The organism is Pseudoalteromonas sp. TAE56 (assembly GCF_000497955.1).
Lineage (GTDB): Bacteria > Pseudomonadota > Gammaproteobacteria > Enterobacterales > Alteromonadaceae > Pseudoalteromonas.
The window spans coordinates 8,066-27,507 of sequence record NZ_AUTN01000119.1 but is presented as its reverse complement, the minus strand read 5'-3'; the positions used below and the strand labels follow the sequence as shown (position 1 = coordinate 27,507).

At 38.6% G+C, this 19,442-nt stretch carries 18 protein-coding genes, 2 tRNA genes, 1 pseudogene and 1 riboswitch (1 of these 22 cut by a window edge); of the genes and pseudogenes, 11 read left to right on the top strand and 10 right to left on the bottom strand.

What is annotated here, in order from left to right; translation table 11 throughout:
- Positions 1-242: 242 nt before the first annotated feature.
- Positions 243-3,185 (bottom strand): TonB-dependent receptor domain-containing protein, encoded by a 2,943-nt coding sequence (locus tag L656_RS0114175; protein WP_024599693.1) that lies wholly within the window; start codon positions 3,183-3,185, stop codon positions 243-245.
- A 238-nt stretch (positions 3,186-3,423) separates the two neighbouring features.
- On the opposite strand from L656_RS0114175, the gene L656_RS0114170 reads away from it, so the two are divergent.
- On the top strand, positions 3,424-4,176 hold the full coding sequence (locus L656_RS0114170; RefSeq protein ID WP_007579810.1) for a LytR/AlgR family response regulator transcription factor: 753 nt from the start codon (positions 3,424-3,426) through the stop codon (positions 4,174-4,176).
- Between the two features lie 22 nt (positions 4,177-4,198).
- Here the strand turns inward: L656_RS0114170 and L656_RS0114165 are convergent, their stop codons facing one another.
- The 4 genes from L656_RS0114165 to L656_RS0114150 all read right to left on the bottom strand — a co-directional run bounded on the left by L656_RS0114165 (position 4,199) and on the right by L656_RS0114150 (position 8,369).
- Positions 4,199-4,597, bottom strand: a complete 399-nt coding sequence (locus tag L656_RS0114165) for a hypothetical protein (protein WP_024599692.1) — start codon at positions 4,595-4,597, stop codon at positions 4,199-4,201.
- 60 nt (positions 4,598-4,657) lie between these two features.
- Complete coding sequence (locus L656_RS0114160) at positions 4,658-6,733, bottom strand: S9 family peptidase (RefSeq protein ID WP_024599691.1); 2,076 nt, start codon at positions 6,731-6,733, stop codon at positions 4,658-4,660.
- Positions 6,734-6,875: 142 nt separating this feature from the next.
- Positions 6,876-7,439 (bottom strand): hypothetical protein, encoded by a 564-nt coding sequence (locus tag L656_RS0114155; RefSeq protein ID WP_024599690.1) that lies wholly within the window; start codon positions 7,437-7,439, stop codon positions 6,876-6,878.
- 96 nt (positions 7,440-7,535) lie between these two features.
- Positions 7,536-7,624, bottom strand: a riboswitch (cyclic di-GMP riboswitch).
- 88 nt (positions 7,625-7,712) lie between these two features.
- A complete protein-coding gene (locus L656_RS0114150; RefSeq protein WP_024599689.1) occupies positions 7,713-8,369 on the bottom strand; it encodes a cytochrome b/b6 domain-containing protein in 657 nt (218 codons plus the stop codon).
- 107 nt (positions 8,370-8,476) lie between these two features.
- On the opposite strand from L656_RS0114150, the gene L656_RS0114145 reads away from it, so the two are divergent.
- The 3 genes from L656_RS0114145 (at position 8,477) to L656_RS0114135 (ending at position 10,047) form a co-directional block, all read left to right on the top strand.
- Positions 8,477-9,181 carry an AzlC family ABC transporter permease gene (locus L656_RS0114145; protein ID WP_024599688.1) on the top strand — a complete coding sequence of 235 codons (705 nt, stop codon included), beginning with the start codon at positions 8,477-8,479 and terminating at the stop codon, positions 9,179-9,181.
- Positions 9,178-9,477, top strand: a complete 300-nt coding sequence (locus L656_RS0114140) for an AzlD domain-containing protein (protein ID WP_004335020.1) — start codon at positions 9,178-9,180, stop codon at positions 9,475-9,477. The genes L656_RS0114145 and L656_RS0114140 overlap by 4 nt, the downstream gene beginning before the upstream one ends.
- A 72-nt stretch (positions 9,478-9,549) precedes the next feature.
- Positions 9,550-10,047, top strand: coding sequence for a glutathione peroxidase (locus tag L656_RS0114135; protein WP_024599687.1), 498 nt, complete (start codon positions 9,550-9,552; stop codon positions 10,045-10,047).
- A 118-nt stretch (positions 10,048-10,165) separates the two neighbouring features.
- Here the strand turns inward: L656_RS0114135 and L656_RS0114130 are convergent, their stop codons facing one another.
- The gene (locus L656_RS0114130; protein WP_007579801.1) at positions 10,166-10,351 is read right to left on the bottom strand and encodes a PA3496 family putative envelope integrity protein; all 186 of its coding nucleotides are present in this window, start codon (positions 10,349-10,351) and stop codon (positions 10,166-10,168) included.
- Between the two features lie 388 nt (positions 10,352-10,739).
- Here L656_RS0114130 and L656_RS0114125 point away from each other — a divergent pair, with 388 nt between their 5' ends.
- Entirely contained in the window at positions 10,740-11,534 is a 795-nt protein-coding gene (locus L656_RS0114125; protein WP_024599686.1) for a YggN family protein, read from the top strand.
- A 238-nt stretch (positions 11,535-11,772) separates the two neighbouring features.
- On the opposite strand, the gene L656_RS0114120 is transcribed toward L656_RS0114125, so the two are convergent.
- Positions 11,773-13,215, bottom strand: coding sequence for an aminotransferase-like domain-containing protein (locus L656_RS0114120; RefSeq protein WP_024599685.1), 1,443 nt, complete (start codon positions 13,213-13,215; stop codon positions 11,773-11,775).
- A 102-nt stretch (positions 13,216-13,317) separates the two neighbouring features.
- On the opposite strand from L656_RS0114120, the gene L656_RS0114115 reads away from it, so the two are divergent.
- Positions 13,318-14,247 (top strand): DMT family transporter, encoded by a 930-nt coding sequence (locus L656_RS0114115; RefSeq protein ID WP_024599684.1) that lies wholly within the window; start codon positions 13,318-13,320, stop codon positions 14,245-14,247.
- Positions 14,248-14,284: 37 nt separating this feature from the next.
- Here the strand turns inward: L656_RS0114115 and L656_RS0114110 are convergent, their stop codons facing one another.
- Complete coding sequence (locus L656_RS0114110) at positions 14,285-15,154, bottom strand: diacylglycerol/lipid kinase family protein (RefSeq protein ID WP_024599683.1); 870 nt, start codon at positions 15,152-15,154, stop codon at positions 14,285-14,287.
- Positions 15,155-15,481: 327 nt separating this feature from the next.
- Here L656_RS0114110 and L656_RS1000000123295 point away from each other — a divergent pair, with 327 nt between their 5' ends.
- The 4 genes from L656_RS1000000123295 to L656_RS0114090 all read left to right on the top strand — a co-directional run bounded on the left by L656_RS1000000123295 (position 15,482) and on the right by L656_RS0114090 (position 16,871).
- Positions 15,482-15,622, top strand: a complete 141-nt coding sequence (locus L656_RS1000000123295) for a hypothetical protein (protein WP_004335040.1) — start codon at positions 15,482-15,484, stop codon at positions 15,620-15,622.
- A gap of 219 nt (positions 15,623-15,841) precedes the next feature.
- Positions 15,842-15,932, top strand: a tRNA-Ser gene (locus L656_RS0114100).
- Positions 15,933-15,983: 51 nt separating this feature from the next.
- Positions 15,984-16,076: transfer RNA gene (locus L656_RS0114095), tRNA-Ser, on the top strand.
- 306 nt (positions 16,077-16,382) lie between these two features.
- Positions 16,383-16,871, top strand: coding sequence for an RNA-binding protein (locus tag L656_RS0114090; protein ID WP_024599682.1), 489 nt, complete (start codon positions 16,383-16,385; stop codon positions 16,869-16,871).
- Here L656_RS0114090 and L656_RS0114085 read toward each other — a convergent pair.
- Both L656_RS0114085 and L656_RS0114080 read right to left on the bottom strand, forming a co-directional pair.
- The gene (locus L656_RS0114085; protein ID WP_024599681.1) at positions 16,855-17,979 is read right to left on the bottom strand and encodes an aminotransferase class V-fold PLP-dependent enzyme; all 1,125 of its coding nucleotides are present in this window, start codon (positions 17,977-17,979) and stop codon (positions 16,855-16,857) included. The genes L656_RS0114090 and L656_RS0114085 overlap by 17 nt on opposite strands.
- Before the next feature lies 1 nt (position 17,980).
- Entirely contained in the window at positions 17,981-19,150 is a 1,170-nt protein-coding gene (locus L656_RS0114080; protein ID WP_024599680.1) for a PrnB family protein, read from the bottom strand.
- A 136-nt stretch (positions 19,151-19,286) separates the two neighbouring features.
- Between L656_RS0114080 and L656_RS01000000122310 the strand changes: the two are divergent.
- A pseudogene (locus L656_RS01000000122310) lies at positions 19,287-19,442 on the top strand (Lrp/AsnC family transcriptional regulator) (it continues 311 nt past the right edge of the window).

Genomic DNA, 19,442 nt, shown 5'->3' with positions numbered 1-19,442 from the left:
GGATAAATCGTTAAATAATCAAGCGATTCGGTTACTATATTAGCCTGCTCCCAATACTAAACAACGCCCCTGTTACCAGTGGCGTTGTTTTTGGTTTAAGTGGGTACAATGCTCATATATTGGGATAAACAATATATGAGCATTACTGCTCTCATTATTTTTTCCCATAAAAAAGCCCCAGCGATACTGGGGCTTTGTGAACGTAACTAATTAAGTAACTATATTAGTGTCGTTATTGCTGGTTAGAACTTACTTCTAAAACCGATGTAGAATGATTGACCAATTGGGTCGTACGTACCTGCATCAGTTTCAGTACCAGTACTTGAACCACTTACACCCGATAAAATGCGCGGTGGCTCTTTATCAAATAAGTTACTTGCACCAGCGTAAAGCTCTGTTGAATCGCTGATATGGTAACTTGCTTGAACATCATGATACGTTACTGAACCAATCCCTACTCCACCTGGAGCAATACCAAAACCACTTAAGAATTGATCATCAAAGTCTGCAGCGCCAATGTAAGTTAAGCTCCAGTTAAAATCAAAGTCGTTAAGTTTATAACCAAAGTTCCAGTTAGCTTTATGCTCTGATGCACCAATTTCTCCAGCAAACTCATCTTTATCAGCGCCTGGAAGTGGAATGCTATAACCATCGATTAGGTAAGTATAAGCAAGGCGAGTTCTAAACGCACCTGGACCAATATCAGTAGAGTACGTTAGTGTTAAATCAACACCTTCTGTACCTAAACCACCACTGTTAGATACACCACTGTCGATAAATTCTAGTGAACCAGCACTATTATTACCTGATGGCGCACTACGACGAGTTACAAAGTCACAAAAGCTTGTATCGCCGCCGCCATAACATTGGTCAAGAATAAACTGACGAGGGGTTGATACTATTGCATCTGTAATTTCGATATCAAAGTAATCAAGCGTAATGTCTAGTCCTGAAATTAGGTTTTCTGGTGTAAATACTAAACCTACTGTTACAGAGTCACCAACTTCTTCTTTTAAATCTTGGTTGCCACGGTTAAAGCCACTAATACCTTGTAAGTCAGACTGGTTAAGCGTGAACTCACCATTTGAAGCGATATTAGTTGTAACACCACCATCTGTACGACAAGCATCACCAGCAGCACCACCGCCACTATTAGTAACACCTAAACATGGATCGTTTAAACCACTTGGGAACGTTTGTGAAGGCGGAGAAAATAGTTCATCGATATTTGGAGCACGCGTTGAACGAGCACGAGTAGCACGTAAACGTAAGCTATCCATTACTTCCCAATCAACACCCACATTCCAACTTTCGGTGTTACCGACTGTTGAATAATCAGATAAACGAACTGCTGCATTCATCGTTACAGTATCAAGTACTGGGATGTTTGCTTCTACATAGTACTCTGTTACGTCAAACGAGCCTTCTGTTGCTGGGATTGCATTACCTGCATTAAGACCGGCTTGCTGTAGTGCATCAAATTCACTGCGTGAAAATTCTTCGCGGTATTCAAAACCAGCAGCAATACCCACCGTACCTGCTGGTAAATCAAATAAATCACCTGAGATATTACCACCAATGATCTCTTGCTCAACTGACGTTGAAAGAGAGCTAGGTGCACTTACAAAATCAATAGCTCCTTGTGATAACGAATTAAAACCATAAATGTCTACAGGCGCACAGTTAAAGCCGCGAGCTGTCGCATCGATACAGATAGCCTCGTCAGTAATACCATCACCATCTAAATCTTGGCTATCAATAACAGCTTCTAAACCTTGACGGAAGCTTTGCACGTTGACTAAACCACCAGAAACTTGCTGCTCTTTTGTTTTACCATATACGTAGTAAGTATCGTAAAACCAACCATCTGCTATTTCACCTTGAAAACCAAGCGCTAAACGGAATGTATCACGCTCTGCTCGTGCTCCACGGTTACCAATGTCACTCAAACGTTTTGCAAAAAAGATATCACGCATACCATCACCATCGGTGTCGGTTGCTGCGTTATATATATCGTCTGGTACAAATGCATTACGTAATATTTCACCGTTTACATTAAATTCAATCGGTACTTGGCCATTTGCATAAATATCATCAGAAGCAAAAGGGAACGGCTCTAATTCAGAAACAGTTGTTGTTGCAGCGTAAGTGCCTTCATAAAAAAAGCTATGCTTGTCACTTAACTCATAGCTACCATTTGATGCGAATAAGTAGCGCTCTGTAGGTATTGCTATTGTACGTACGCCGCTTCGGTTAAAACCATTTGCATCTACGCCATCGCCACCATTAGTACTAAATGAGTTTTGTAGGTTGTTTGCATCATTAAACGTAAATGTTTCATCCCCTGCGCTAAAACGACCTTGTGGTGGGAATGAAGATAAAAACGGGCTTACCGCATCAAATACAGAGCCTGGGTTTGCTACTGGATCATCTTCGAAGAAAACACCTGAAAATTGGTCTACCGCTGAGCGATCACGGTCACGTGAGAAAACAGCACCTTGATCAGAGTAACCAAGGTGAAACATGGCGTGCCCTTTACCATCTGAGCTTGATAAGCCTGAGGTAAAGTTAAATTGGCGTGACTCATCATCACCTTCACTCGATTCACCGTACTGACCTTCAAACTCAACGCCTTCAAAGTCATCTTTTAGTACAAAGTTAACTACACCAGCAACAGCGTCAGAGCCATAAACTGATGAAGCACCACCGGTCATAATTTCAACACGTTCGATAAATTGGCTCGGAATAGTATTTAAATCGACAGCAGAGCTGCCAGGTACACCAGAAACATAACGGCGACCATTAACTAAAACCAATGTACGGTTAGAGCCTAAATTACGTAAATCAACTGTAGCAACCCCCGCACTGGCTGTATTAAAGTTTGAATTAGTACGGCTAATAGCTGGCGAACCAAATGCTGGGTTCTCTAGCAGTAAATCTTGAATATTTAATGATCCCGATGCATCAATAGCGGCACTATCTACAACTTGGATAGGCGCTGATGACATCGCCTCAGCTGAACGAATACGAGAACCTGTAACTTGTACACGTTCTATTTTAGTAATTTCGTCATCTTCTGCAGCCACACCTTGAAATGAAATGCTTGCAAGTATGGCGCTGCTTAGCGCAACTGTTAACGACGATTTTTTAAATAATCGCGCGCTACCTTTGTTAGTTAATGTCATATAATTCCCCTGAATTGTTATTTTTGTAACTAAATAGTTACTTCGCGGATTACAGTAAGGGGATTTATTTAAACACTCTACGTGCATTATTTATGAGGCGTAATCTTTGGTATGAATAGCTAGTTTGATGGGATTAATTAGTACGTCACAATTATTTTATAAATATATTGTACTTTTCATAACAGTTTTTCCGCTAAGCACGGTCTTTGTTACTATATACAGCAAGAGATATAAAATAATGGTCGCTTCTTTTCATGCATTAACTTTTGTTAGTAACACTAAGTTTGCAACATTTTTAACAAAGCGCGTGCAAGAGCACCGACACTTTGAATCTCAATCTTTTATTCAGGCAAACAGATTAGATCAAATAGATACAGATCAATACAACGTACTTTTTTACGAACTAACCAATCTGGCTGATCCTATGCAAATAGTGCATTTAACAGAGCTCGCTAAAAAGCTTAAGCTAGTCATTATTGCCCAGTCGGGTCATTTTGCGAGTTTTGCTTTTGAAGTTGGCGCTGTTGATTTTTTAATAGTAGATTCTACAGCACCGCGTATTGATAAATGCTTTGATAAACTAATTCACCTTTGCCCGATTGCAAGCGCGGCTGAGCGCCAATATCAACAGAGCACACAAACCGAAAAACCATCATCACATATTGTAGTTAAAGATGTAGGTAAGGTAAGGCTAATTGATATAAAAGATATTATTTGGATTAATGGTGCGGGCAATTATGTAGAGCTGCATTTTACCCAAGGTAGTACACCGGTATTACACCGCGAAACCATGAAAAATATTGAACAGCAGCTAGAGCCAGAAGGGTTTATTCGTATTCATCGCTCGACGCTGGTAAGAAAACAAGCTATCTGCGAACTGATGCCTACCGACAGTGGCGATTATAAAGTAAGACTTAAAAACGACATGTGCTTAAACCTTTCAAGGCGCTATAAAGGGTGTTTAGAGAGTATTATAAGCCCTCTTCAGTAGCGGTTTATAATACTCATATTAATTACCAGTTCTGTTTTATATAACTATCACTTGGATGCACTAATAAATAGCTTTCGGTATCTTTATAAAAATTAACTTCTACATCGCTATTTTTCCATACCTTTTCAAACATATCTTTAGCTATGATATTAATGTTTATATAGTCAACACGTTGATAGCCACGCTCTTTTACACCCGCAAAATAGGCCTCTAACGAATCAAGACTATCTAAAGTTAACAGTTCAAACTCTTTTAAGTTAACAACCACAAACTTAATTGTATTTTTAGGATGAAAGCTCAATTCTTGAATAACACCATTAGTTAAAGATGTTATACCTTCATTGTTAAAGCTCCCCTTCAACTTCAAATACATATGAGGGGGCTGTGAACAAATCTGAAATTCGCCATGTGCTCCAAACATAAATTACCTTCTATATATCAACTTCTATATATAGAGTAATACAATTTTCCGATTTTGCAGTTAATTTAACAGCGCAATAAAAAAGGCCATTTCGAGGGCTTTTTCTTCTAAGCTTTTAAAACGACCTGATGCACCGCCATGACCTGCATCCATATCCGTTTTAAAGACTAAAATGTTACTGTCTGTTTTAAGTTCACGCATTTTTGCAACCCACTTCATAGGCTCCCAATACTGTACTTGTGAGTCATGAAGACCGGTAGTAACGAGTATGTTCGGATAGTTTTGTGCGCTAATATTGTCATAAGGCGAGTAAGCTTCTATCACATCATAAAATTGAGGCTCATTTGGATTACCCCATTCATCGTATTCATTTGTTGTGAGTGGAATACTCTCATCAAGCATTGTGGTTAATACGTCTAAAAATGGTACATGACAGCCAACACCGCAATATAACTCTGGTGCCTGGTTTACAACCGCCCCCATTAATAAGCCACCAGCACTGCCGCCTGAGGCAAACACCTTATTGCTATCACAATAACCTCGATCAACAAGCGCTTTTGTCACATCAATAAAGTCACTAAAGCTATTTTGTTTATGCTCTTTTTTACCTTGCTCATACCATTCGCGGCCTAGCATTTCAGAGCCTCTGACATGCGCTATTACATAAACAAAACCACGATCGAGCAAGCTCAGTGATGAGCTTGAAAAACTAGGATCAATCGTATAACCATAGGCGCCATAGCCGTATTGAAATAACGGATTTGTACCCTCTTTTTTAAAGCTGTCTTTTCGATAAACAACAGATACAGGTACTTCAACTCCGTCGCGTGCAGTTATCATTAACCGCTCCGACTGATAGTCATCAGCATTAAAACTACCGAGTACTTTTTGCTGTTTAAGTAATGTTTTTTCGCCCGTTGCTAAATCAACATCATATAAAGAGCCCGGTGTTGTTAAGCTCGAGTAATAAATACGCGCAGTGCGAGTGTCTGGCTCTGGGTTCATTGCTATTGCTGCATAATAACAAGGATCGGCAAACTCAAGTGCCTTACGATCCCCTTGCTTATTAACAACTACAAATCGAGCTTGCCCTTGCTCGCGTTCACTTAATACTAAAAAGTCATTAAATAACTCTACACCTTCAAGCAGTACATTTTCTCTGTGAACTGTATGCTCAAGCCATTGTGTTTTATCAGCAATCGTTTCGTTTGTTGCCGTCATTAGTCTAAAGTTTTTAGCTTGCCAGTTAGTCACAATATAAAATGTGTCACCCAGCTTATCTACGTCAAACTCATGGCCATCTTCACGCGGCATTAATGCTTTAAATTCGCCAGTGGGCTTATTAGCATCCAGCACCCATGTATCGTTGGTCTCTGTCGATGCTAAATCAATAATAATTAAGCCTTCGTCGCGGCTTTTACCAAGTCCCATAAAAAAGCTGCTGTCTTGCTCTTCATAAACCATTACGTCTTGGCTTTGCTCGCTGCCAAGCTCATGCCTAAATACTTGGTATCCTAGTAGCGTTTTTAAATCTTTTTTTACATAAAAAACGGTTTTATTGTCGTTAGCCCAAACAACTTGCCCTTCTGTATTTTCAAGTACATCAGGTAGCATTTCACCGGTCGCTAAGCTTTTAAAGCGAACATTATAAATACGACGCCCTTCAGTATCTTCGGAGTAAGCCATAAGCTGCTCACATGGGCTTAGTGCGACTTCTCCTAGCTCAAAAAACTCAAATCCCTCAGCTAATATATTTACATCGAGTAAAAGCTCTTTATTATTAGCCTTTATACTCGTGCTTCTATAGTGGCGTGAGTACTCATCATCACCACGAACTTCTGAGTGATACCAGTATTTTCCGTCTTTAACGGGTACCGAGTTATCGTCTTTTACAATGCGTGCTTTTAACTCTTCAAAAAGTGTATTTTGGAGTGGCTTCATTGCAGCTAACTGTTCATCGCAATATGCATTTTCAGCATGTAAATGTGCAAGTACTTGCTCATCCTGACGATCGTCATCACGCATCCAATAGTAATTATCAGTGCGTATTTTATTATGAGTACTTAATGTATGGGCTTGCTGTTTAGCAATCGGGAAATTAGGTAATAAACTTAAAGAGTAGTCAGGACGAGACACAACAAAACCAATTAAAAAAATAATGTGATTTGCAGTTTATCATAAAAATAAAAAAGCCCATCCAATAGTTGGATGGGCTAAAACGGTAAACGCTTCATTATTAAAACCGCTATACCTTTGGGAAGATAATTCACTAACAACCTTATATTTGCTGCCAAGCCATAGCCCAACTTTGTCCAACACCGGGCTCGAACATAAACTTTTTATCGTCACTCGCGCGGCAAAACTCATTAAATGGCCAAGGCCTACATTGATAAACATGCCCTGTTTTTGGCTGCAATACCTTTGTACCCGCATTATAGTTTTCACAATTTTCAGGGTACACGTAATCATAAGAATCAAGGTTATTAACAACACGCTCGTCGCATTTTGCAATACAATGAAAATCGACATGCGCTTTACATATACCACTGCTTTGCAATGCAAAAATTTCATTATTTCTATAGGCTACAATTAAGCCTTGCTCGGTCATTTTACCTGCGCTAACCAGAGGAACATGCACGTTAATATGCTCGGCAACTAAGCGTGGCCATGCGTGAGGTTCACCTTGCTCAAGCGAGGTGATTTTGTAATCAAATGATAAACTAACTAGCTCTCCTTGCATGTCGTAAAAGGTTACACTCACCACATCGCCAATAAACAATTGGGTATGATGATTTAAGCAACCTATTGTTGACCACTTTCCACAGGCCAACGACGTATGCATAAACACGGCAACACCTTAAGAGTTACAAAATCTTATCCATACACTATGGATACACAAAAAATACACTGAGGGCAAGTGATACATAACAACACGTTATGCAGTAGTCCCGCTACCATAGCTTTATAAAAAGCCTTAGACCGGAAACTTTGCGCCCTAATCTTTCGATTAGTTTGCCAGCAATGCGGCGATTATAATTCGGCCCCGCATAACAATCAAACAAAAGAATGTAACCAAAAATAAAAACCAATCCTTTAAGGTTGGTTTAATGTGTTTTTAACTAAATAAATAAGCTAAAGGTTCTTTCGCCCACGTAAATATCAGCAATACCAATAAAGATATAAATATTAGCCATGCAGGCCAAGACGCTTTTGTTACTTTAGCCTCAGAGTCATCTGCTTTTAACTCTTTTGAGCCTGTGATCATCGCCTTAACTAGCGGCTTACCTTTTATTCTATAAACAATAATAGCTAATACATGTAAACCAATAGCATAAAGTAAAATGTCAAAATTCAGCTCATGTAGCCAATTTGCAAAATCAATCGTATCGCTAGACACATATTGAGCAAGCGGGCCGTCAGTTAAAATGCCATCACTACTCATTAACCCGGTAATAAGCTGCGTAATTATAATTATAAAAAATACCATTACCATACAGCTGCCAGGTGCTGAATGGCCTAGCGAGTCACTTGGTGTCTTTAGTGCCTTTAAAATAGCACGAGGAGAGTGCAGCAACCCACTTAATCTCGCGGTTTTACTTCCGATAATGCCCCATATTAAACGCGTTACAATGAGTGCTAAAGTAAAGAACCCAGCAACAAAATGAAGCTCAATCATGCCCTCTTCAATACTAAAATAAAGCACCGCAATACTTACAACCAAAAACCAATGAAAGCATCTAATAAACCCATCCCACACTTTTAACGTCGTCATTGCGCCTATCCTTAAAAAAACAGTATTATCTAATTCGTTAACTACTTTAACATCATAATATTAAGGTATCCTTATGAGCCATTCTACAAGCCGTGAGAGTAAATATCATGCAACCAGTTAAAAAAGCTATTTTAAAAGGCTTTTTAGATATGCTACCACTGTGTTTAGCGGTTATTCCTTGGGGTATTTTATGTGGCTCTTTAGCGATTCAAAATGGCTTTAGTGCATTAGAAACCCAAGCAATGTCGTTATTAGTATTTGCAGGCTCTGCACAGCTTGTTGCAATTGAACTTATAGCGGGCAACACACCATTGCTTACAATTTTATTCACAACATTTATTATTAGCTCTCGACATTTTTTATACGGTTTAGCCGTGCGTCATAAGGTCATTGAACAGCCTATGCGTTGGCGCTTACCAGTAAGTTTTGTATTAACCGACGAGCTATTTGCATTTTCTCATCATCGAAAAGCGTATAGAACAAAAACACGTTTAATATACGCATTGAGCGCTGGTTTTAGCTTTTATATTGCATGGAATATTTGGACGTTAATTGGCATTGTAGCAGGCACAATGCTGCCCGACTTAACTAATTTAGGGCTCGACTTTGCCATTGCTGCCACGTTTATAGCGTTGGTTATTCCGGGCATTAAAAATTTGGCCTCACTCGTTACGGTAATTGTAGCAGGCATTAGTGCAACGCTTTTAAAAAGCACAGGATTTGAGTTATGGCTTGTTTGCTCAGCGCTGCTGGCAATGGCAGCAGGTTACAGCACAGCAAGACTAACCACTAAAAAGGAAGTAACGCCATGATGACGACTATTTTACTCATGGCGTGCATTACATTTTTTACACGTTATTTATTTTTGCACCGTGCTTTACCGTTTAAAGTAGGCCCTAAAATGCAGCAATTTTTAAGCTTTAGTGCACCGGCAGTGCTTACAGCAATTTGGGTGCCTATCGTGTTTTTGAATGAAGATGGCATTAACTTAAACTGGCAAAATCCTTACTTGAGCGCCGCGATAGTTGCCATTATTGTTGCCTACAAGACACATAATATTTATTACACAACGCTTGCAGGTATGGGGCTATTTCTAATTTTAAATTAGTGCGATCTTTATACTTTATGAAATACTGCACTCAGGTTAAAATGCGGCTAACAACAATAAAAAGACACCAATATGCACAAATTCCATCAATTAAGCGCAACAAGCTTGCAGGGTCAACCTATCAACTTTAATGATTTTGAAGGTAGGATTGTGCTTATTGTTAATACCGCAAGTAAATGTGGATTTACCTATCAATACGAGTCTCTGCAAGCTTTGCACAATAAGTATGCCAGCCAAGGTTTAGTTATTCTGGGATTTCCGTGCAATCAATTTGGTAAACAAGAACCCGGCAACGCAACACAAATTGAGCAAGGATGTTTAATTAACTACGGGGTTAGTTTTTTAATGGCGGCCAAAGTAGATGTAAATGGTAAGCATGCACACCCGGTATTTCGCCACTTAAAATCAGCCTTACCTGGTTTTTTAACACGTAAAATAAAATGGAATTTTACTAAATTTTTAATTGCCGCAGATGGTACACCAATTAAACGCTATGCACCTTTTACTAAGCCCGAAAAGCTAGAGCTTACAATTCAAAAAGCATTAGCACAGGCTAAAAGTACCCTTTAAAAAGTAATAAAGAGGCGCAAGGCCTCTTTATTGCCAATACTATTGAAACTTAAACATACACATTACTACACATTTAAACTCTCAATATTAATTGGTATTTTATTTATACTAGTGAAATTTAATCGGTGTAATCGCTTAAATCGTCTTCGCCTAGATTTTTACGCAAGCGTTTTTGCTCAAGGTAGTCTTCCAACTTCTTCTTAACCTTTTGCTTGTTCTTATCGTGTTGATTACGTCCGAGCATTTCGTACTCGTCTTCAACAAAATCGTCATCTAGCGCATCGTAACTAAATGTCTTACCCACAACCCACTCCATAAAGTGTTTGAGACCAACCAAGGATATTATTATCGCAATAGCCGGTAAAATTAAAAATGTTTAATGCCAAAGTGCTCTGCAAATTAACATCAAAATAAAGCCACGTGACTACTGTAAATAGTCTTCATGTCAGTAATGTGAATAAATAGCGCTAAATTTGAATTGAGGAAAGTGAGAGTTTTTTATCGTATCGATAAATAAAATTTATTAATTTTTATTAGTTAGCCAATTTGACTAAAAAATAGTTATTTATTAATTATTTTGACTTGCTAAAAAATAAAGAGAATCACTTAATCAATTGTTTTTTATGAAAAAATAAAACTGGCATCAAACTTGTTATTAATTAATCGTCATCAACAAAAAGTAGAGAACAAATATGAAAAAATTACTATTAGTTAGCGCATTAATTTGTACGCCAGCCGCTATGGCTCATAACGACAACGATTCTGCAATTTCATTTAGTAACGATGAATGTAACGTCGAATTTAAAAACGATGTACGTATTAAACCAAACGAATTAGAAATTTTTACTGCCAATAATAAAACTATGCAATTTAATTCCCATGGTGACTTAACCGTTAATGGCGAGCTTGTAGCGCTTAATAGCTCACAACGCGAAGCACTGAATAAGTACTCTGATAGCTTACGCACTCAATTACCTGAAGTAGCTAATATAGCGTTAGAGGGGGTTAAAATTGCCGGTGTGGCATTAGAAGAAGTAGGCAATGCATTTAATATTGACGGCCTTGATAATATGTCTGAGCTTATGGACGACATTAAAATTGAGGTAGAAAACACATTTTACCAGCAAGGTACATTTGTAATGGGCCAACAAAGTTTTAATCAATTTGGCGAAAACTTTGAACAACAATTTGAGCAGCAGATAGAAACAGCGGTTGAATCAGCAGTAATGCAATCAATGGGCAGTATTTTAGTGGCTTTAGGTTCTGAGTTACTTGGTTCAGGCGGCGATATGGATGCCTTTGAACAACGCATGGAAAATATGGGTGCACAAATAGAAGAAAAAGTAGAGCTACATGCAAGCGCACTTGAAGAGAGAGCTAACTCTTTATGTGAAAACTTTGCTGATATTGCAAAACAAGAAGAGCAATTAGTAATGCAAGTGCCAGAGCTTAAAGGTTACCAGTTATTTAGCTTTAAACAAAATTAGTACAGCAAACGTTATTTAACATCCCTTTGGCAGCACTTAAGTTTACTTAAATGCTGCTTTTTTGTGTTTCCCAAACTTATACCAACCTGCATAAATCTTTGATCAATTTAACGAATTAAATTGCACTATAACGTCGTTAAAAATTTTTTATTTAGAACAACTAGATACAAAAACTTTTGCCTAGTTCTAGCGTAATTTTCTTAACGTTAAATAGACCCCATATATAAGCAGATTGGTATTACTTTTTAGCTAATAAAGTGAGCTTACCCAATGTAACTATTGCTTGCTCTATCTGCTCGCTCCACGGCACACCATAACTTAACCTTACGCAGCTTTTATACTTATTAGAGGCTGAAAAAATAAGCCCAGGGGTAATACTAATACCAACCTCAAGAGCAAGTAAAAATAATTTTTGACTATCGTACTCGCTTCCTAAATCTAGCCACATTACACAGCCTCCTTTTGGATCGCTTATACGTGTATTTTTTGGCATAGCGTGTTGTAAACACCATCGCATACGCTCTTTGTTATCGCGCAGGCGCTGCCTGAGTACCTTTAAGTTACGGTCGTACTCGCCGCTGGCAATAAATTCTGATAACGCCCATTGGTTTATTAACGAAGCGGAGCAACTTAGTGCTCGTTTATATCGCCGCGCTTGCGTTGCAAATTTACCGGCAACTAACCAACCTACACGATAGCTCGGCGCAGCCGTTTTAGAAAAAGATGAGCAACTGATCACTAATCCTTTTTTAGAATACGCTAAAGCAGGTGTGCCTCGTTTCGCCGTAAAATATAAATCGCCGTATACGTCATCTTCAATAAGCACTACGTCGTGGCTTTCGAGTAACTCCACCAGCTGCTGCCTGTTTGTATCTGGCATAAAGCTGCCTACAGGGTTGCTAATTGCTGTCGAGAATAAACACGCTTTTATGTCATGCTCATTTAAAGCTCGCTCCAAATCGCTTAACCAAATGCCATTATCTGGACACAGTGGTATTTCGAGCGCTTTAAGTCCCAAGCTTTCTATTAGCTCTATAATTCCGTGATAACAAGGAGTCTCAATAGCCACTACATCGCCTGGCTTTGTCACGCACTTAAGCGCAATAGCCATAGCCTCTTGCGCACCATTGGTGATCACAAGCTCGTCCATATCAATACCAATGCCAAAATCTAAATAGCGATGCACTAATTGTTTTTTCAGTGGTACGAACCCATCAGTTGGGCCATAATTTATGGCTTTACTGCCCGCAATTGTCATTACACGGCGCATGTTTCTGGCGAGTGCTTTATCGGTAGGTGCTGCTGCAATTGGGTTGGCGATACCAAAGGGGACTACGTTAGCTTGATGAATCGCGCTATACACCTGCTCTATTAAGGCTTGTTTATTTACCACAACAGGTTCACGACTTAATTTAACTCGCTTAGGTAAATTATGAGCCATGCTAACGACTTTTAAAAAATATCCTGATTTTTCACGCGCCTCTACCAACCCTTGATCTTCAAGTGACTGGTAAGCCTGTTTTACAGTGGGGATACTTATATTTAAGTTATCTGCCATTTTTCGCAGTGATGGAAGTTTTTCGCCGGGGAGTAAAACTTGTTGAGCGCTCATATCTCTAATCAACTGAATAACTTGCTGATATAAAAACTCATGCCCTTGGCTATTTTTTTGTCTTATCATCACACACCAAATCTGTATAGGTTACATTTTTACTTTTCTGTATATGGTAAGTATACAGATAGGTCTTAAAATAGCCATTCAATCGGGCTTTGGGGACTAACCATGAAAAGTGCAGCGCTATACATTACAACCGTTTTAATTTGGGGCTCAACTTGGTTAGCCATAGAGTTTCAGTTAGGTGATATTGCGGTAGAGTTATCGTTATTTTATCGCTTTGCTATTGCAGCGCTTTTAATGTGGTTATATGTAGCGTACAAAAAACCCGACATGCGATTTAAGTTACTGGATCATGGCTTTTTTGTTTTATTAGCTATTTGTAATTTTGGATTAAATTATTTAATGCTTTACTGGGCACAAAATCACCTTACCTCAGCCATGACCTCTATTGCCTTTTCAATGCTGCTGGTTATGAACATAGTCAATACTCGGTTATTTTTTGGTAAGCCAATCTCAAAACGAATTTATACAGGTGCTGTTCTCGCTGTATTAGGTATTACGTGTCTGTTTTGGCCACAGTTACAGCAGTTCGACTTGAGTAATGGTGCGTTGGTCGGGTTACTACTTGCCCTTGGTGGCACCTTTGTGGCTTCATTAGGAAACATGGTAAGCGTTCGTAATTCTCGTAAACAAATTGGTGTATTGCAAGGCAATGCATGGGGCATGCTATACAGCGCTATAGGTTTAGCTTTATATGTATTAATGAACGATGTGCAATTTAGTTTGAATGCTCCACCAAGTTACTGGTTATCACTACTTTATCTATCAATATTTGGCACTGTAATCGCTTTTGGTTGCTACTTTGCTCTACTAAGAAATATAGGCCCTGAAAAAGCCAGCTACGTTATTGTTTTATTCCCATTAGTGGCAGTAACACTGAGTAGCTTTTTTGAAGGCTTTGAATGGCACGCAAATACCTTTGCAGGATTTAGCCTAGTGCTATTAGGTAACGCCATTGTGCTTACCCCAACAAAACGAATTAACGCCTTTTTAGCTAATAGAGCAGTAGCTAAAAGTGGCTCCGTCCCCAGTTAGACGCGTTATTAACGCAACTAACACAAAAGCGCCTACCCTACTGTAGGCGCTTTTTTATTGGCATATGAAAAAGTAAAGCCTGCCCATGCACACTAATAACGGCTGGAGTTTTACCTACCAGTTCACCATCTGCTTCAATCAATAACCCTTCAGTTTTTATAGAAGCTGTATTTAAGCAACTGTAGTTAAGATTTTTTATATGCTGATGGCGCTTAAAAAATAACTTCATAAAGCTTATTACATTATAAAAAAGCCCACCCGTTCGCATTTGATAACACTCAAGCAGTCCATCAGTTAAATCTGCTTTTGGCGCTATTTCTAGACCACCACCAAAGTACTTATGATTAGCAAATACGGTAATTAAATTTTGATACTGCTGAGCATCGTTATTAAACGTACCTTGTAACTGCTGAGCTTGATAATAAAATAGCTCTTTAATGCTCGTCCAACTGTAATCAAAAGATGAAAAACTAGCTTTAGCATTAATCGCTTTAACTACATGAGCATCAAACCCTACCCCTGCAATATTAATAAAATAGCGGCTATTAATTTTTCCTACATCAATTGCTGTCGGTGTATTAAATAATGCCTTTCGCCAATCATCTTCTTTGCAATTAAACCCTCTCGAGAAATCATTACCTGTACCGCAAGGCAATAATGCTAACGTACAGCTACTCCCTATTAACGCATTAACCGCCAAGCTCAATGTACCGTCTCCGCCAAGTACAACTACTTTGGTAAATTTACTCAGTAGCAACCTTATTTGAGCGCAGTCATCGTTAAAGCTTCCCGTTGTAGTAAACATACAATAAGGAAAACTGCGTTTTTTACAGATGCTTTTAAGCCACATTAGTGATTTTTCATTCTGTTTTTTTGTACTTGGTTTAATAATTATTAGTAGCGACAAGCTTTTTGTTTCCAACAATGTATTTAAGAACGAATAAAAAGACTTTAATTGAATTTTTTTAATCTGAATAACTAGTCAAAAAAGGTTGTGTAAAATGCATATAAATAAATATAAACACTCACAAACACCAGTATTAATGCGACCAAAGCCGATTTCATTGTAACTATTTATGCAAAAAAGATAATAAAAAACACTGAACCGCACGTTAATAAAACAAACAAGGATTAGTTTAACTAATCCGTCAGGCTCAATTTTTATCGTTGTCTTTTTAATCAAACAACGTGCAAAATGCACGCGATTTCAACATATACAACCCGGAGCAAAATAATGAAACCAATTAACACATTAAATCAAACAGCAGCAGCTCAAGTAGCAGTTAAACCAACTAACCGTAAAGCAAGAATGTTAGCTAAACTTAACACTATTGGTAAAAGACTAGCACTTAGCGGCGCAGCTCAATATAAATAATCACCCAACCATGATTATTTTTCGGTGCAGCGAACACTCAACCACTAAATGAAGTCACTTATTTAGCTCCCCCTTGTTTGCTGCAACCTATTTATTTTATTAAAAATTGCCTTAATTTCCCCTTATTTACAAAAAAAACCTCATTTACGTACGTTTTTTAGGCAAACAGTCATTTTGCTATTTACACAGCGGTATCACCTAAGTATTATTCTGCGTCACGGAGAGATGGCAGAGTGGTCGAATGCACCGGTCTTGAAAACCGGCATGGGTTTATAGCCCATCTAGGGTTCAAATCCCTATCTCTCCACCATATTTTAATTGGTGGCTTTTTTACTTCCATCAATACAAACGGTTATGCGTTGGAGAGGTGTCCGAGTGGCCGAAGGAGCTCCCCTGCTAAGGGAGTATAGAGTTTGTAGCTCTATCGAGGGTTCGAATCCCTCCCTCTCCACCATACTTAATTTAAACCACTTAATTGTGGTTTTTTTGTGCCTAAAATTTAACACCTATACTAAATTGGGAGGGTGAGAACCCTCGACAGGGTTCGACAAAATGTCTGGAACATTTTGGGCCGCTGCAAGCGTCGCGCAGCGATTGATTACATGAATGTAAGCAAGTCTATCCCTCCCTTTGGACTATACTTAATGTAAACCACTTAGTTGTGGTTTTTTGTACCTAAAAATTATAAAAACTAAACAAATTGTGCCTAGTAATAACTTAGGGCATTATTAACACAACTTTAGCCACTTTAGGTTTAGCTATGATCCGGTTCATATTGCTATCAGTTTGCGCGGCAGCACCATTTTTTACCTTGGCACAAAGTACAACAGTGTATAAGTGTGTAATTAAGGGCGTTCCTACCTTTAGCCAAACGCCTTGCGCTAAAGATGCACAAGTTATTACTCTTAAAGATATAAACGTAATTGAAGCATACAAAAGCTCTACGCCCGGTAAAGGTATTACCGACACCTCTGTGGATGACTTCTTGGAAGTTCAACAAATAGAGCGTGAAATAAAGCGCCTTGAGCTATCTATTGCACAAAGCCAAAAAGAATACGCAGCTAAAAAACAGCAGATAGATTACATGACTCAAGATAAAGCCAATCGTTTAGGCGCTTCGTCTATTGCTGATGCTATCGCAACTAAAACAAATTCGTTAAAACAAGCTTACGACGCATCAATTAATCAAACGCAGCAAAAAATAGAGTCATTAAAACAAAGAAAGCAGCAGCTTAGCCAAAACCCTTAAGCGCTCGTTTTACTATCGAAATAAACTGCTCAACGTCTTCTTGAGTATTATAAATATGTGGCGATACTCGTATCCCAAATTTACGGGCATCTACACTGACTTTCGCTTTATTAAGCGCTGTAAGTACATGGTCTTGCTGCTTGTTAAAAAACAAAATAACAGTCCCGCTGCATTTATCACTACTCATAGGTGATGCAACATATTTGCCTAGTTGCTCATGAATAAGCGTAAGCATAGCTAAATTATGATCTCTTACCTTGTGAGCTGTTAGCTCTGCAAAGTAGGCAATACTATTTGCGGCGATAATATAAGGCGCTACAGAAGGGGTGCCACCCCAAAACTTGAGCGCACTGGCGCTATATTCAAAGTGGTTAATATCGAACTCAAATGGATTTTGATGCGAAAACCAACCCACATCTTTAGGCTTACAATACTCTATTTGGTTTTTGTTAACCCATAAATAAGCTGCACCTGGACCACCACATAGCCATTTAACGCTCGAGCCAATCATAAAGTCAGCATCAAGTACGCTTAAATCAAGCGGTATAATACCCGCTGACTGAGCAACATCAACTATTGATAAACTATTGGTTAATTTACTTATAGCTACAATATCGTATACAGGCGCCTGTACACCTGTATTTGAATACACATGGCTTATAAAAACCAAGTCGATATCGCAAGTTATATAGCGCTGCCAAACATTAATATCAGTTAGGTTTTCGTGCTCTGGTATAAACATAATTTGTGCGCACTCTGGTAATGCTTTTTGCATTGCAAAACCCATGCTCGGAAAATCACTTTGCGCCATAAGCACTTTACAATTTTTTTGCTGTAATCGAGGGTGCGACATAAGCAACTTTGTTAAGCCACTTGATAAATTAACTTGAGGACAAAACTGCGAACTAGGCGCATTAAATAACTTACTAAGTGCGCTAGTAAATTGCTCAACTGCGGGAAGCCATTGCTGCCAAGGTTCTTTACTTGAGCTCTCCCATGGTAAAAAATAGTGCTGTGCTAAATATTGCTGTGTATTTTTAAGAGGACGCCCTACCGAGTGGTTTAATAAATAACAGCCATCGGCCATACAAAAATCGTTTTTAAGCATGCTATTTAATCCATTCTTTAAGTGTATTTAGATCGTCAAAACGTGTTTTTATATCGTCGCGTTTTGCGCTGGCTCGTCTATCTCTTAGTTTTTCGAGCGAATCAAGCAATACATGAAGCGGCGGACCACTTGCTGTTACCTTACTCATATACTGCTGTTGCATATTTTTTGAAGGCTGAGCAATAAACTTTTCAACCAGTTGATTATGATGACCGACCGCGGTGTCACCATGTAATTTACACACTTGGATAAATAAATTTGCGTGGTTTTTAAACCAACCTGTATTTTTATATTGCTTTGCTTGTAAAAAGTCATCCATAAAGCTTTGCATACGCATGGCTTCTCGTAGTATTTGCTGATCCTCTGGCATCATATATAAAAACTTATCCACCAGCATTTGCGAGTAACTAGGCTCGTTTGCGCTACAAAGGCCTAGTAACATATCAATCACGTTAATACCTGCAAAGTCACCAGCATTTGCACCTCTGTAAACCTCTTTACCTACACGATACGGTTTATAATAAGGGCGAACGCAGTTAAAAAAGCGATCTGTATCGAGCTCAGAATAAAGTGCATTATTTGATTCAATAACATCTATAAGCGCTTGTTTAGCTACTTTTAATAACTCACCACACAAGGGGTGTGAAATGCCTAACGGCAGTATTTTTAATAAAGCATCACTTGCTCGTTTATAGGCCAAAATACCTTGGGTGTTGTAATCAATAAATAGCTTTTCATCGGGTAAATTAGTAAATCGTTTATAAATACCGTTAAGTGCTTTGTTATGAGTAGTTAAATGGGCGGTAGCAAAACGAGGGGTTACGCCAATTGATGCACCAATATGCATAGCAAGCGCTGAGGCTTCTATTAGTGGAGAGGTTGTTTCTCTGCTTGGCTCAGTAATTTCATGGCGCCTACACGCTGCCATAAACAATCCTACGTTACCGAGTAAGTCAAAAGCGCTATCAAAGCCTTGATCTGTGTTGCCCTCGGCTAATAAATTGCTAATTAATGCGTTGCCTTTTTTTTCTAATTGTTGCTTTAAGGCCTCGCCTACCCCTTCTACATTTGCTTTATCGGTTTGCTGCCAATAAAGCTGCTCTAATTCACTATTTAAAGTGACAAACTCTGTTCGTATCCAGTGATCGAAAATAGCGGTATGTGTGTTCATTGTTGTGCTCTATTATTTTTATAGTTAAATGCTAACAGAGTTCAATGAGGGTAAAACGCCAAAAAAATTAGTAAAAACTGCAATACTTAGCAATAATCACTACAAATATAAAAATAATTAATAAAAGCCGACAACTATGTTAGATAAAAAAGATCAGCAATTACTCGTTGCACTGCAAAGCCAAGCTCGTATGTCGGTTTCAGACTTGGCCAGTAGTATTAACCTATCGGATACACCTTGCCTAAGACGTATAAAAAAGTTAGAGCAAGAAAACATTATTACCGGCTACCAC

Coding starts and splice junctions, on each gene's coding strand:
- L656_RS0114085 (WP_024599681.1), bottom strand. CDS start 17,979: ATGCTTAAAAACGATTTTTGTATGGCCGATGGCTGTTATTTATTAAAC.
- L656_RS0114165 (WP_024599692.1), bottom strand. CDS start 4,597: ATGTTTGGAGCACATGGCGAATTTCAGATTTGTTCACAGCCCCCTCAT.
- L656_RS0114080 (WP_024599680.1), bottom strand. CDS start 19,150: ATGAACACACATACCGCTATTTTCGATCACTGGATACGAACAGAGTTT.
- L656_RS0114140 (WP_004335020.1), top strand. CDS start 9,178: ATGATGACGACTATTTTACTCATGGCGTGCATTACATTTTTTACACGT.
- L656_RS0114155 (WP_024599690.1), bottom strand. CDS start 7,439: ATGCATACGTCGTTGGCCTGTGGAAAGTGGTCAACAATAGGTTGCTTA.
- L656_RS0114125 (WP_024599686.1), top strand. CDS start 10,740: ATGAAAAAATTACTATTAGTTAGCGCATTAATTTGTACGCCAGCCGCT.
- L656_RS1000000123295 (WP_004335040.1), top strand. CDS start 15,482: ATGAAACCAATTAACACATTAAATCAAACAGCAGCAGCTCAAGTAGCA.
- L656_RS0114090 (WP_024599682.1), top strand. CDS start 16,383: ATGATCCGGTTCATATTGCTATCAGTTTGCGCGGCAGCACCATTTTTT.
- L656_RS0114150 (WP_024599689.1), bottom strand. CDS start 8,369: ATGACGACGTTAAAAGTGTGGGATGGGTTTATTAGATGCTTTCATTGG.
- L656_RS0114115 (WP_024599684.1), top strand. CDS start 13,318: ATGAAAAGTGCAGCGCTATACATTACAACCGTTTTAATTTGGGGCTCA.
- L656_RS0114175 (WP_024599693.1), bottom strand. CDS start 3,185: ATGACATTAACTAACAAAGGTAGCGCGCGATTATTTAAAAAATCGTCG.
- L656_RS0114135 (WP_024599687.1), top strand. CDS start 9,550: ATGCACAAATTCCATCAATTAAGCGCAACAAGCTTGCAGGGTCAACCT.
- L656_RS0114120 (WP_024599685.1), bottom strand. CDS start 13,215: ATGATAAGACAAAAAAATAGCCAAGGGCATGAGTTTTTATATCAGCAA.
- L656_RS0114145 (WP_024599688.1), top strand. CDS start 8,477: ATGCAACCAGTTAAAAAAGCTATTTTAAAAGGCTTTTTAGATATGCTA.
- L656_RS0114170 (WP_007579810.1), top strand. CDS start 3,424: ATGGTCGCTTCTTTTCATGCATTAACTTTTGTTAGTAACACTAAGTTT.